The organism is Burkholderia sp. BCC1993 (genome assembly GCF_905339865.1).
GTDB lineage: Bacteria > Pseudomonadota > Gammaproteobacteria > Burkholderiales > Burkholderiaceae > Burkholderia.
On sequence record NZ_CAJPGZ010000006.1, the window covers coordinates 350,080 to 361,953 of the forward strand.

Annotated in this window: 14 protein-coding genes; 13 read left to right on the top strand and 1 reads right to left on the bottom strand. The window is 68.2% G+C overall.

The features are described 5' to 3' along the window. Positions 1-27 precede the first annotated feature (27 nt). From U4Y91_RS12500 to groL, 5 genes are all read left to right on the top strand, one after another. Positions 28-441, top strand: a complete 414-nt coding sequence (locus U4Y91_RS12500; RefSeq protein WP_321805311.1) for a quinol oxidase — start codon at positions 28-30, stop codon at positions 439-441. Beyond that, positions 438-1,070 (top strand): DUF1571 domain-containing protein, encoded by a 633-nt coding sequence (locus tag U4Y91_RS12505; RefSeq protein WP_321805312.1) that lies wholly within the window; start codon positions 438-440, stop codon positions 1,068-1,070. Before U4Y91_RS12500 ends, U4Y91_RS12505 begins: the two co-directional genes overlap by 4 nt. 33 nt (positions 1,071-1,103) lie before the next feature. Then, positions 1,104-1,613 carry an SRPBCC family protein gene (locus U4Y91_RS12510; protein ID WP_321805313.1) on the top strand — a complete coding sequence of 170 codons (510 nt, stop codon included), beginning with the start codon at positions 1,104-1,106 and terminating at the stop codon, positions 1,611-1,613. A gap of 372 nt (positions 1,614-1,985) precedes the next feature. Then, positions 1,986-2,279 (top strand): co-chaperone GroES, encoded by a 294-nt coding sequence (locus tag U4Y91_RS12515; RefSeq protein WP_011544732.1) that lies wholly within the window; start codon positions 1,986-1,988, stop codon positions 2,277-2,279. Between the two features lie 46 nt (positions 2,280-2,325). Further along, complete coding sequence (gene groL / locus U4Y91_RS12520) at positions 2,326-3,966, top strand: chaperonin GroEL (protein WP_014897903.1); 1,641 nt, start codon at positions 2,326-2,328, stop codon at positions 3,964-3,966. A gap of 184 nt (positions 3,967-4,150) precedes the next feature. Here groL and U4Y91_RS12525 read toward each other — a convergent pair whose 3' ends face one another. Next, positions 4,151-5,017 (bottom strand): hydroxymethylpyrimidine/phosphomethylpyrimidine kinase, encoded by an 867-nt coding sequence (locus U4Y91_RS12525; RefSeq protein ID WP_059466951.1) that lies wholly within the window; start codon positions 5,015-5,017, stop codon positions 4,151-4,153. 246 nt (positions 5,018-5,263) lie between these two features. Here U4Y91_RS12525 and U4Y91_RS12530 point away from each other — a divergent pair, with 246 nt between their 5' ends. The 8 genes from U4Y91_RS12530 to U4Y91_RS12565 all read left to right on the top strand — a co-directional run bounded on the left by U4Y91_RS12530 (position 5,264) and on the right by U4Y91_RS12565 (position 11,871). Next, positions 5,264-5,434 (top strand): rubredoxin, encoded by a 171-nt coding sequence (locus tag U4Y91_RS12530; protein ID WP_004186709.1) that lies wholly within the window; start codon positions 5,264-5,266, stop codon positions 5,432-5,434. Positions 5,435-5,538: 104 nt separating this feature from the next. Beyond that, complete coding sequence (locus tag U4Y91_RS12535) at positions 5,539-6,840, top strand: hypothetical protein (RefSeq protein WP_321805314.1); 1,302 nt, start codon at positions 5,539-5,541, stop codon at positions 6,838-6,840. Between the two features lie 182 nt (positions 6,841-7,022). Further along, positions 7,023-7,601 (top strand): YqgE/AlgH family protein, encoded by a 579-nt coding sequence (locus U4Y91_RS12540; RefSeq protein WP_044846295.1) that lies wholly within the window; start codon positions 7,023-7,025, stop codon positions 7,599-7,601. Further along, positions 7,598-8,047 (top strand): Holliday junction resolvase RuvX, encoded by a 450-nt coding sequence (ruvX, locus tag U4Y91_RS12545; RefSeq protein ID WP_059820149.1) that lies wholly within the window; start codon positions 7,598-7,600, stop codon positions 8,045-8,047. Before U4Y91_RS12540 ends, ruvX begins: the two co-directional genes overlap by 4 nt. Continuing rightward, positions 8,034-8,549: a bifunctional pyr operon transcriptional regulator/uracil phosphoribosyltransferase PyrR gene (gene pyrR / locus U4Y91_RS12550; protein ID WP_321805315.1), complete on the top strand. Its 516-nt coding sequence runs from the start codon at positions 8,034-8,036 to the stop codon at positions 8,547-8,549. Before ruvX ends, pyrR begins: the two co-directional genes overlap by 14 nt. Positions 8,550-8,623: 74 nt before the next feature. Continuing rightward, the gene (locus U4Y91_RS12555) at positions 8,624-9,655 is read left to right on the top strand and encodes an aspartate carbamoyltransferase catalytic subunit (RefSeq protein WP_044846292.1); all 1,032 of its coding nucleotides are present in this window, start codon (positions 8,624-8,626) and stop codon (positions 9,653-9,655) included. A 52-nt stretch (positions 9,656-9,707) separates the two neighbouring features. Then, positions 9,708-10,994, top strand: a complete 1,287-nt coding sequence (locus tag U4Y91_RS12560; RefSeq protein ID WP_044846291.1) for a dihydroorotase — start codon at positions 9,708-9,710, stop codon at positions 10,992-10,994. Between the two features lie 19 nt (positions 10,995-11,013). Beyond that, positions 11,014-11,871 carry a lysophospholipid acyltransferase family protein gene (locus tag U4Y91_RS12565; protein WP_321805316.1) on the top strand — a complete coding sequence of 286 codons (858 nt, stop codon included), beginning with the start codon at positions 11,014-11,016 and terminating at the stop codon, positions 11,869-11,871. Positions 11,872-11,874 lie beyond the last annotated feature (3 nt).

Sequence of the window (11,874 nt, forward strand, 5' to 3'; positions counted from 1 at the left end):
GCGCGCGGCATCGGCAGGGAGCCAATGATGAACGCGAAGGTGGCGATGGTGGTGGTGGCGCTCGCGGCATGCGCCGGGCTCGCGCGGGCGGACGGCGATGCCCCGGTGCGCGTGCCGGTTGACGCCGACGGCGTGCAGCGGGTGGCGATCGTCGGCGGCAGCTATTTCTTTCGCCCGAACCACGTGATCGTCCGCGCGCATGTGCCGGTGGAACTGACCGTATCGGCCGAACCGGGCGTCGTGCCGCACAGTTTCGCGATCGACGCGCCGCAGGCCGGCATCGCGGTGCGTACCGAACTCGGCACGACGCCGCGCACGTTGCGCTTCACGCCGACGGCGCCCGGCCGCTTCGCCTACTATTGCACGCATCGGCTGCTGTTCCTGCGCAGTCATCGCGAGCGCGGAATGGAAGGCGTGCTCGACGTCGAGGCGGCGCCATGATTGCCGCGTTGCTGGCCGCGAGCCTGATAGGAGCGAGCATGACAGCCGACCCCGTGACCGTCGCGCAGACGCATTTCGACCAGGTCCACTCGTACCGCGCGACGATCCGCTCGTCGGCGCGAAGCGGCGAGCACGCCGAATTCCACTATGCGTACCTGAAACCCGGTTTCGTCCGGATGGACTTCGTGTCGCCTCATCACGGCGCGGTGCTCGCGTACGATCCCGGCGACGGCAAGGTCCGGCTGCGCCCGTTCGGCGAGCATGCGCTGCCCGCGCTGACGCTGTCGCCGTCCAATCCGCTCCTGCGCAATCGCAGCGGCCATCGCGTCGACCGGTCGGACGTCGGCGTGCTGCTGCGCAACGTGCATGCGCTGCAGCAGGGCGGTGCGACGGTGACGGAGGGCCGGGAAACCCTCGGCGGTCGCACCACGCTGCGCGTGTCGGTGACGGGCGCACCCGCGCACGTGGTCGACGGCGTGCATCGCTATCGTCTGTGGCTGGACACCGAGGACGGCTTTCCGCTGAAGGTGGTCAGCTTCGCGGACGACGACGGCGCGCCGCTCGAGACGGTGACGCTCGACGACGTCGAGATCGACGTTGCGTTTCCCGCCCGCTTTTTCGCACCCTGATCCCTGATCCCGACGACTCATGCCGGAGGCAGCATGGCGGAATACCGGTTTTCGACGACGTGGCGCGTGGACGCGTCGCTCGCGGCTGTCTGGGACGCGATCTACCAGGTCGATCGCTGGCCCGACTGGTGGAAGAGCGCCGTGCGGACCGTCGAGATCGAACCCGGTGATGCGCACGGCGTCGGCGCGCTGCAGCGATACACGTGGAAAGGCGCGTTGCCGTACCGGCTGACCTTCGACATGCGCGTGCTGCGCGTCGAGCGGCTGCATGTGCTCGAAGGCCGCGCGAGCGGCGCGATCGAAGGCGACGGCTGCTGGTCGTTCGCCGGCGACGGCACGCGCACCGTCGTGCGCTACGACTGGCACATCCGCACGCGCGAGCGCTGGATGAACTGGTTGGAGCCGGTCGCGCGCCCGCTATTCGCCTGGAATCACGACGTCGTGATGCGCGAAGGCGCGAAAGGGCTCGCGCGCCGGCTGGGCGCGACGGTCGAGACCGACGGCCGGACGTTCCAGCCGGTCGCCGGCTGTCCGGACACGTGACGATCTCGCGGTCTGTCCCGGCCTCTTTGGCGTCCGAGCGGCCTTTTTCATGCGATGCCGGACGACCGAGGGAACTCGGTGCCTGCCCCGTGTCAAATTGGGGCGATGGTCGGGATATCCCGTATCCCGTCCGCTCCCGGTGTGCGGGGTTGACGTTTATGTGGTTGTTTTGAATGGGATTTTTCGATTTCTCCCCGTTTTTCCGCCGTTCCGCCCCGCACGAAAAAACCTCCGTCGCCCCTTCTTGAATTTGTCAAAACCCGTCCATATAATTAGCACTCGCTGCACGAGAGTGCTAACAATTCTCTGCCGGGCGAACCGCCGGGCAGATTCCCTAAGCGTTCTTCAATCTCAGTCAAGAGAGGAGTGAATATGAACCTTCGTCCTTTGCACGATCGCGTGATCGTCAAGCGCCTGGATCAGGAAACCAAGACCGCCTCGGGCATCGTGATCCCCGAAGCTGCTGCTGAGAAGCCGGATCAAGGCGAGATCCTCGCAGTCGGCCCGGGCAAGCGCGACGACAAGGGCGCGCCGATCGCGCTCGACGTGAAGGTCGGCGATCGCGTGCTGTTCGGCAAGTACGCTGGCCAGACCGTCAAGGTCGACGGCCAGGAGCTGCTGGTCATGCGCGAAGAAGACATCATGGCCGTGGTCAACGCGAAGTAAGCGTCCACTGACGGTACATATTCTCAAGAATTCAAGGAGTTAGAAGATGGCAGCTAAAGACGTCGTATTCGGCGATTCCGCCCGTTCGAAGATGGTCGAAGGCGTGAACATTCTCGCCAACGCAGTCAAGGTCACGCTGGGTCCGAAGGGCCGCAACGTCGTGCTCGAGCGCAGCTTCGGCGGCCCGACGGTCACCAAGGACGGTGTGTCGGTCGCGAAGGAAATCGAGCTGAAGGACAAGCTCCAGAACATGGGCGCGCAAATGGTCAAGGAAGTCGCTTCCAAGACCAGCGACAACGCAGGCGACGGCACGACGACGGCAACCGTCCTCGCGCAATCGATCGTTCGCGAAGGCATGAAGTACGTCGCATCGGGCATGAACCCGATGGACCTGAAGCGCGGCATCGACAAGGCAGTCGCAGCGGCTGTCGAAGAGCTGAAGAAGATCAGCAAGCCGTGCACGACGAACAAGGAAATCGCACAGGTCGGCTCGATCTCGGCGAACAGCGACACGTCGATCGGCGATCGCATCGCTGAAGCGATGGACAAGGTCGGCAAGGAAGGCGTGATCACCGTCGAAGACGGCAAGTCGCTGGCTGACGAACTCGACGTCGTCGAAGGCATGCAGTTCGACCGTGGCTACCTGTCGCCGTACTTCATCAACAACCCGGACAAGCAAGTTGCCGTCCTCGACAACCCGTTCGTGCTGCTGCACGACAAGAAGGTGTCGAACATCCGTGATCTGCTGCCGGTACTCGAGCAAGTCGCGAAGGCTGGCCGTCCGCTGCTGATCATCGCTGAAGACGTCGAAGGCGAAGCGCTCGCAACGCTGGTCGTCAACAACATCCGCGGCATCCTGAAGACCGTTGCGGTCAAGGCGCCGGGCTTCGGCGATCGCCGCAAGGCCATGCTGGAAGACATCGCGATCCTGACCGGCGGTCAAGTCGTCGCGGAAGAAACCGGCCTGACGCTCGAGAAGGCAACGCTGGCAGAACTGGGCCAGGCGAAGCGCATCGAAGTGGGCAAGGAAAACACGACGATCATCGACGGCGCAGGCGAAGCCGTGAACATCGAAGCGCGCGTCAAGCAAGTTCGCACGCAAATCGAAGAAGCGACGTCGGACTACGACCGTGAAAAGCTGCAAGAGCGCGTGGCCAAGCTGGCCGGCGGCGTGGCAGTGATCAAGGTCGGTGCTGCGACCGAAGTCGAAATGAAGGAAAAGAAGGCACGTGTCGAAGACGCACTGCACGCAACGCGCGCAGCTGTGGAAGAAGGCATCGTGGCAGGCGGCGGCGTTGCGCTGATCCGCGCTCGCACCGCGATCGCAGCCCTGACCGGCGCGAACGCCGACCAGAACGCCGGCATCAAGATCGTGCTGCGCGCAATGGAAGAGCCGCTGCGCCAGATCGTCACGAACGGCGGCGAAGAAGCGAGCGTCGTGGTGGCGGCAGTGGCTGCAGGCACGGGCAACTACGGCTACAACGCAGCAACGGGCGAGTACGTCGACATGGTTGAAGCCGGCGTCGTCGACCCGACCAAGGTCACGCGCACCGCACTGCAGAACGCAGCTTCGGTTGCTGGCCTGCTGCTGACGACGGACGCAGCTGTCGCAGAACTGCCGAAGGAAGACGCACCGATGGCCGGCGGCATGCCGGGCGGCATGGGCGGCATGGGCATGGACATGTAATCGACTTCGGTCGATGGTGTCCGGGGCGCGCAGCGATGCGCGTTCCAGCCAAAGAAAAAGACCCGCAGCGATGCGGGTCTTTTTTTATGTGCGCGCAAAAAAGGGCGGACATTTGGGGGCGGACCTGCCGCCCCGGCGCGAGGGTGAGCCGCGTGCAACGGCGGCGCAGGGCCGCCGTGCGGGTTCAATGCCGGGCGATCCGCGGCGAGCTTTTGCTGCTTTCCGTCACCGGGCGCCCGCCTTCCTCATCGTTGCTGCGGGCCCAGAAGAACCGGTCGGGCAGGTACGCGCCCATGCCGGGCCGGAACGCGTCGCGCACGGCCTGGTACAGGTATTCCTGCGCCTCGCGCACCGCTTCGGGCGGCTCCTGGCCATTCGCGAGCAGGGCGGCGATCGCCGCGCCGAGCGTATCGGTGATGCCCATCAACCGGTGCGGCGAGCGATCCCACATGTCTTCGCGAAGCTGGCCTTCCTCGCCGTACAGCGTGTTGACGAGCCGGTGCGAGCCCGTCTCCGACGACAGGATGTACTCGCAGCCCTGCGACAGCAGGTGCGACACGGCCGCATCGAGATTCGGCGCCTCGGCATCGCCGTCCGGCTGCGCGAGCGCGATCAGCGTCGCGTGGTCGGCGACCAGCAGCGTCGTCTGCGGCGCGAGCAGGTCGGCGATCGATTCGCGCAGGTCGTCGGCGGCGAGCACGTGCTCGTCGTCGAGCGTGAAGTCCGGCGCGAGCACGAGCGGCACGCCGTCGTAGTCGGCGACCACTTCGGCGATCGCGCTCACGACTTCCGCGCGCGTCGCCGCGCCGATCTTGAACGCGGCGACCGGCATGTCCTCGAGCAGCATGCGCGCCTGGGCGGCGACGACATCGGGATCGAGACCGGTCACTTCGTCGCAGGCGGCGGAGTCGCGCACGGTATAGCCCGTCAGGACGGACACGCCGTGGCAGCCCATGCTCGCCAGGGTCATCAGATCGGCTTGGAGGCCGGAGCCGCCGGTGGGATCGGACAGGCCGAAGGTGAGGACGATCGGAGGGGCGTTGCTGGACATGTAAAAATGGGGCAAGAAAAAAACGACGGAACTGCGGACGGCGAGGCGAAGTGGGCGTTTGGGCCCTGTGTTGCCCGGCAGGCCGCACTTTCCAGCCATTATGCGGCGGAATCCGGCCCGCACGACGGATTTTTTAGCGCAGCGCAACGTAGTTGCCGTACTCCAGTGCGATTGCTAGGCAGTCCGGCCCCGACACGGTACCATCATGGCTCCCGAATTTACCGACTTTTCCCGACGCGGCTTAAGATGGAATACAAGAGCTGGATGTGCCTGATTTGTGGCTGGATTTATGACGAAGAAGCCGGGCTGCCCGAAGAGGGCATCGCCCCGGGCACGCGCTGGGAAGACGTCCCGATCAACTGGACGTGCCCCGAATGCGGCGCTCGCAAGGAAGACTTCGAGATGGTCCAGATCTGACCGGACCCTTGGCCAACGGACACACGGCTGCGGCCTCGCGGTTGCCCGGTGCTTGCGCGCCGCGGCCGGCGCGAGCGACTTGACGATGACAGGCGCGCGTGTCCATGACGGCCGATCCGGCGAACGTTCCCCACCCTGACGCATTGCCCAACCCGCGCGGCGGGGCTGTGCGCGCGGCCGACGCGTGGCTCGCGGCCGCCGCCGACGCATTCGAGCGTCGCGACGACGCGGCCGCGCCGCTGTCGGCCGCTGCCGCCGTGCTGGCGGAGGCCGGCTGGCTGCCGGCCGCCCGATTCGCGGGGCAACTGGCCGCCGCGGTGCCGGTCGTCGCCACCGAACCGGCTTCCGCCGCCTGGCGCCTCGCGTTGCGCGATTTCAGCGCGGCGGTCGGGCGCCACAATCTGCGCGAGCTGGCCTGCTCACCCATCCTGTTCGACCATTTCCGTGCGCTGCGTGCGCAAAGCTCGGCCGACCTGCACGCGAGCGTGCCGCTCGACGCGCTGGCACTCGTCGGGCGCGCGATGCCGCCGGCGACGCTGCGCGCGCTGCCCGACGCATTCGCGAGCCGCGCGCGGGCCCGTTACGAGCAGGCGCTGCTCGGCGTGCTGCGCGCGCCGCACGGCACGCCGGACGCGGCGCTCGACGAGCTCGACACGACCCTGACCGCGCTGGCCGACGACGCGCCCTACGATTTCTGGCGGCTCGCCGCCGCGTGCCTGCGCGCGCTGCGCGCCTGCGCCGCGCCCGAACTGAAGCGTTTCCTCGCACGGACCAACCTGCTGCTCGGCGAGCACGCGCAGGGCAGGCGCAGCGCGCCGCCGGCGCTCGTGCGCGAGACGGTTGCGTTGCTGTGGCGCGATTTCGCGCTGTTCGGCGCGGCCGCGGAAGACGTCGCGCTCGTCGACGTGCTGCACGACTATGGGCTGACCGTGGACTGGCACGTCGCCGGCACGCCCGCGTCCGAGGCGCTGTGGGAAGCAGGCGCCGCGCAGGCCGAGCATGAGGCGGTCGCGGCGGCGCCCACCCGCATGCTCGGCGTCGTGACCGTCAACGCGCACGCGTATGAGGATTTCCTGCAGACGGCCGACGCGTCGATGGCCGATCTGGCGGTCGATGCGGCCACGGCCGATGCGGGGGCCGCATGGCGCGCATCCGCGGCCGCCTACCGGGTCGGTACGGCCGCATGCGCGCTCGGGCTCGGTCACGCGGCGCTGCTGGCCGACACGCTCGGGCTCGCATGGCGCCGTGCCGCACACGGCCTGCCGCTCGCCGACGGTGGGCTCGACGCGCACGGCCGGGCATCCGACCTGCTGCGCGGCGCGCTGCTGAAGATCGCCGCGGGGGTGGCGCCGCCGGACCTGACCGCGGCATCCGAGGCGCTCGGCGCGGCGCTCGCCCGGACCTGATGCGCAACGGGGCGCGACCGCAGCGGCAGCCCTTGCCACGCGGGCCGGCAACACGCTGCCGACAGCGCCCGCGCGCGTGTTAGAGTGCCATGTGATCCGCGCGCGTCGTTGCCAGCGTCGTGCGGCGTTGCTTGTTGATCGCGGCCCGGTCAGGCCGCGGCGTCTTTGCTAAAATTCAAACCATGTCAAAGCCTTCCGATCGCATCAATCTCACCAACCAGTTCCTGATCGCCATGCCGAACATGGCGGATCCGACGTTTTCGGGAACGGTGGTCTATCTTTGCGATCACAGCGAGCGCGGTGCGCTCGGCCTCGTCATCAATCGGCCCACCGACATCGACCTCGAATCGCTGTTCAGCCGCATCGACCTGAAGCTCGACATCGAGCCGCTGCTGCACATTCCCGTGTACTTCGGCGGCCCGGTCCAGACCGAGCGCGGCTTCGTGCTGCACGAGCCGGTCGAGGGCGCGAACTACAACTCGTCCATGTCGGTCGAGGGCGGGCTCGAGATGACGACGTCGAAGGACGTGCTCGAGGCGGTCGCGACGGGCACCGGCCCGAAGCGCTTCCTGCTGACGCTCGGCCATGCCGGCTGGGGCGCCGGGCAGCTCGAGGAAGAAATTTCCCGCAACGGCTGGCTGACGGTCGCCGCCGATCCGCGCATCGTGTTCGACACGCCGGCCGAGGAGCGTTTCGAAGCCGCACTTGGCCTGCTCGGCGTCAGCTCGTCGATGCTGTCCGGCGAAGCAGGGCACGCATGAGTGGCGCGAGCGCGCGCGACGCGACGCTCCTGGCGTTCGATTACGGCGAGAAGCGGATCGGCGTCGCGATCGGGAATGCGCTGACGCGCTCGGCCCGCGCCCTCGTCGTGATTCCCAACCTGAACCGCGAGCACCGCTTCAAGGCGGTCGGCGAACTGCTGGCCGAATGGCGGCCGGACGCGCTCGTCGTCGGCCTGCCGATGCATCCGGACGGCACGCCGCACGACATGACGCAGCAGGCGAAGCGTTTCGGCAACCAGCTGAACGGCCGCTTCGGGCTGCCCGTCACGTGGGTCGACGAACGCTATTCGTCGGTCGAGGCCGAGGCCGGGCTGCGCGAGCGCAACGTGCGCGGGCGCGCACGCGCCGAGATGCTCGATGCCGAGGCCGCGCGCGTGATCCTTCAACAGTATCTCGATCAATTGTCCGACCATGAGCACCATTGATGCCGACGCGCTCTACCGCGTCCTGCTCGACCAGATCCGCGACGCATACGGCACGGCCTTCGCCGAGCCGGGCGGCCCGCGGCTCGCCGGCATTCACAGCGGCGGCGCCTGGCTCGCCGAGCGCCTCGCGCGCGATCTCGGCGCGCCGGGGTTCGGCGTCGTGAACGTCGCGCTGCATCGCGACGATTACGCGAAGAAGGGGCTGCACAGCCAGGCGAGCCCCACGTCGCTGCCGTTCGAGGTCGACGGCGCGCGCATCGTGCTCGTCGACGACGTGCTGTACACCGGCCGCACCGTGCGCGCCGCGCTCAACGAACTGTTCGACTACGGCCGTCCGGCCGCGGTCGAGCTTGCGGTGCTCGCCGATCGCGGCGGCCGCGAACTGCCGGTCGCCGCGCGTTTCGCGGGCGGCACCCTCGACGTGCCGGCCGATGCGACGCTCGTGCTCGCGCGCGACGAAGCCGCGCAGCTCACGCTGCGCATCGAGGCGCGCGGCGCCTGAGCGAACCGCGAAACCGTATCCCGGGCCGCCGCTTCGTACCGCGGCCCGTTTGCATAGTTGGAATCACGCACACCATGACCACCGACACCACTGGCCGCACCGGCAATCCCGCCGCGGCCGCGAGCCCCGAGCGGTTCCGCTACGGTTTCCTGAAGGGCAACCCGCAGCTCACGAAAAACGGCGAGTTGAAACACCTGCTGTCGATCGAGGGCCTGCCGCGCTCGATCGTCAACCACATTCTCGACACGGCCGAGCAGTTCGTCAGCGTGACGGACCGCGAGGTGAAGAAGGTGCCGCTCCTGCGCGGCAAGTCGGTGTTCAACCTGTTCTTCGAGAACTCGACGCGCACGCGCACGACCTTCGAGATCGCCGCGACGCGCCTGTCGGCCGACGTGCTGAACCTGAACATCAACGCGTCGTCGACGAGCAAGGGCGAGTCGCTGCTCGACACGATCAACAACCTGTCGGCGATGCATGCCGACCTGTTCGTCGTGCGCCATGCGTCGAGCGGCGCGCCGTACCTGATCGCCGAGCACTGCGCGCCGCACGTGCACGTGATCAACGCGGGCGACGGTCGTCATGCACACCCGACGCAGGGCCTGCTCGACATGTACACGATCCGTCACTACAAGCGCGACTTCACGAAGCTGCGCGTGGCGATCGTCGGCGACATCCTGCATTCGCGCGTCGCGCGCTCGGACATCCACGCGCTCACCACGCTCGGCGTGCCGGAAGTGCGCGCGATCGGCCCGCGCACGCTGCTGCCGGGCGGCCTCGAGCAGATGGGCGTGAAGGTGTTCCACAACCTCGACGAAGGGCTGAAGGGCGTCGACGTGATCATCATGCTGCGCCTGCAGAACGAGCGGATGAGCGGCGCGCTGCTGCCGTCCGCGCAGGAATACTTCAAGACCTGGGGCCTGACGCCCGAGCGCCTCGCGCTCGCCGCGCCCGACGCGATCGTGATGCACCCGGGCCCGATGAACCGCGGCGTCGAGATCGACTCGCAGGTCGCCGACGGTCCGCAGTCGGTGATCCTCAACCAGGTCACGTTCGGCATCGCCGTGCGGATGGCGGTGATGGGCATCGTCGCCGGCAACAGCGACTGAGCCCGCTTTCGCGCATCCTTATTCACGCAATCAACGCATTTACAGACAGCGCATGAAGATTCATATCAAAGGCGGCACGCTGATCGACCCGGTCGCCGGCACCGAACGGCAGGCCGACGTATTCGTCGCGGACGGCAAGATCGCCGCGCTCGCGGCAGCAGGGACGGCGCCGGCCGGTTTCGACGCGGACAAGACGATCGACGCGTCGGGCCTGATCGTCGCTCCCGGTCTCGTCGACCTGTGCGCGCGGCTGCGCGAGCCCGGCTACGAGCACAAGGCGACGCTTGCGTCCGAGATGGCCGCGGCCGTCGCGGGCGGCGTGACGACCCTCGTGTGCCCGCCGGACACCGACCCCGTGCTCGACGAGCCGGGCCTCGTCGAGATGCTCAAGTTCCGTGCCCGCAACCTGCACCAGGCGAACGTCCATCCGCTCGGCGCGCTCACCGTCGGCCTCAAGGGCGAAGTGATCACCGAGATGGTCGCGCTGACCGAATCGGGCTGCGTCGGCTTCACGCATGCGAACGTGCCAGTACGCGACACGCAGGTGCTGCTGCGCGCGCTGCAATACGCGAGCACCTACGGCTACACGACGTGGCTGCGTCCGCTCGACGCGTTCATCGGCCGCGGCGGCGTCGCCGCGAGCGGCGCGCTCGCGTCGCGGCTCGGGCTGTCCGGCGTGCCGGTCGCGGCCGAGACGATCGCGCTGCACACGATCTTCGAACTGATGCGCGTGACGGGCGCGCGCGTGCACCTTGCGCGCCTGTCGTCGGCGGCCGGCCTTGCGCTTGTGCGTGAAGCGAAGGCCGAGGGGCTGCCCGTGACGTGCGACGTCGGCGTGAACCACCTGCACCTGATCGACGTCGACATCGGCTACTTCGATTCGCAGTTCCGGCTGGACCCGCCGCTGCGCGGCGAGCGCGATCGCGAAGCGATCCGCGCGGCGCTCGCCGACGGCACGATCGATGCGATCTGCTCCGATCACACGCCGGTCGACGACGACGAGAAGCTGCTGCCGTTCGCCGAAGCGACGCCGGGCGCGACGGGGCTCGAACTGCTGCTGTCGCTCACGGTGAAGTGGGCCGATGAAACGAACACGCCGCTCGCGCAGGCGCTGCGCCGCATCACGGCCGCGCCGGCCGACGTCCTGCAGTTGCCGGCAGGCCGCCTGGCCGAAGGCGGCGCGGCCGACCTGTGCGTGTTCGACCCGCGCGCGCACTGGCGCGTCGAGCCGCGCGTGCTGAAGAGCCAGGGCCACAACTCGCCGTTCCTCGGCTACGAACTGCCGGCCTGCGTGCGTGCGACGCTCGTGGCGGGGCAGGTCGCGTTCGAGCGTCACTGAACCCAGCCGGATCTTCGCCATGACCGCTCTTCGCAAGCTGCGTCTCGTCTTTCACCTGCTGCGCGGCATGGCGATCGTCGCGCTGCGCTTTTCGCATGTCACGCCCGCGCGCCGCGCCGAAATGACGCGCCGCTGGTCGCTCAAGATGCTGCGGATCTGCGGGATGCGTCTCGTCGTGCACAACGACGGCGCGCGGCTCGACGCGAGCGCGCTCGTGGTCGGCAATCACGTGTCGTGGCTCGACATCTACGCGGTCAACGCATGGCGGCCGACGCCGTTCGTGTCGAAGGCCGAGGTGCGGCAGTGGCCGGTCGTCGGCTGGCTCGCCGAGAAGCTCGATACCGTGTTCCTGCAGCGCGAGAAGCGTACCGAGGCGATGCGGATCATGCACGAGATGGCCGAGCGCCTGCGCGGCGGCGGGCTGATGTGCGTGTTTCCGGAAGGCACCACGTCGGACGGGCAGGCGCTGCTGCCGTTTCATGCGAACCTGTTCCAGGCCGCGGTGTCGGCCGGCTGCGCGGTGCAGCCGGTCTGCCTGATGTACGAGGACGCGCAGCGGCGGCAGTCGGTCGCGCCGGCCTACACGGGCGAGCTGTCGCTCGGGATGTCGCTCGACATGGTGTTGCGCGGCGGCCCGCTCGTCGCGCATCTCTACGTGTGCGAGCCGATCGCGCCGGGCGGTGATCGGCGCATGACGTCGGCGGCGGCGCGCGATGCGATCGCCGCCGCGCTGGCGACGTTGCAGGAGAAGGTCGGCAAGCCGTCGGCCGAGTCGCTCGCGGAGTTGCAGAAGCATGCGTATCCGGCGACCGAGCTCGGCGGCGGTGCGGCGGGTGATGCGGCGGCCGAGGAGCCGGTGCCGGGGCGGGAGGGGTGATGC

What these genes read in the sequence shown, in the direction of transcription:
- U4Y91_RS12535 (WP_321805314.1), top strand. Translation starts at nt 5,539, where the DNA reads ATGACGGCCGATCCGGCGAACGTTCCCCACCCTGACGCATTGCCCAAC.
- ruvX (WP_059820149.1), top strand. Translation starts at nt 7,598, where the DNA reads ATGAGTGGCGCGAGCGCGCGCGACGCGACGCTCCTGGCGTTCGATTAC.
- U4Y91_RS12540 (WP_044846295.1), top strand. Translation starts at nt 7,023, where the DNA reads ATGTCAAAGCCTTCCGATCGCATCAATCTCACCAACCAGTTCCTGATC.
- pyrR (WP_321805315.1), top strand. Translation starts at nt 8,034, where the DNA reads ATGAGCACCATTGATGCCGACGCGCTCTACCGCGTCCTGCTCGACCAG.
- U4Y91_RS12530 (WP_004186709.1), top strand. Translation starts at nt 5,264, where the DNA reads ATGGAATACAAGAGCTGGATGTGCCTGATTTGTGGCTGGATTTATGAC.
- U4Y91_RS12510 (WP_321805313.1), top strand. Translation starts at nt 1,104, where the DNA reads ATGGCGGAATACCGGTTTTCGACGACGTGGCGCGTGGACGCGTCGCTC.
- U4Y91_RS12565 (WP_321805316.1), top strand. Translation starts at nt 11,014, where the DNA reads ATGACCGCTCTTCGCAAGCTGCGTCTCGTCTTTCACCTGCTGCGCGGC.
- U4Y91_RS12505 (WP_321805312.1), top strand. Translation starts at nt 438, where the DNA reads ATGATTGCCGCGTTGCTGGCCGCGAGCCTGATAGGAGCGAGCATGACA.
- U4Y91_RS12555 (WP_044846292.1), top strand. Translation starts at nt 8,624, where the DNA reads ATGACCACCGACACCACTGGCCGCACCGGCAATCCCGCCGCGGCCGCG.
- U4Y91_RS12515 (WP_011544732.1), top strand. Translation starts at nt 1,986, where the DNA reads ATGAACCTTCGTCCTTTGCACGATCGCGTGATCGTCAAGCGCCTGGAT.
- U4Y91_RS12500 (WP_321805311.1), top strand. Translation starts at nt 28, where the DNA reads ATGAACGCGAAGGTGGCGATGGTGGTGGTGGCGCTCGCGGCATGCGCC.
- U4Y91_RS12560 (WP_044846291.1), top strand. Translation starts at nt 9,708, where the DNA reads ATGAAGATTCATATCAAAGGCGGCACGCTGATCGACCCGGTCGCCGGC.
- groL (WP_014897903.1), top strand. Translation starts at nt 2,326, where the DNA reads ATGGCAGCTAAAGACGTCGTATTCGGCGATTCCGCCCGTTCGAAGATG.
- U4Y91_RS12525 (WP_059466951.1), bottom strand. Translation starts at nt 5,017, where the DNA reads ATGTCCAGCAACGCCCCTCCGATCGTCCTCACCTTCGGCCTGTCCGAT.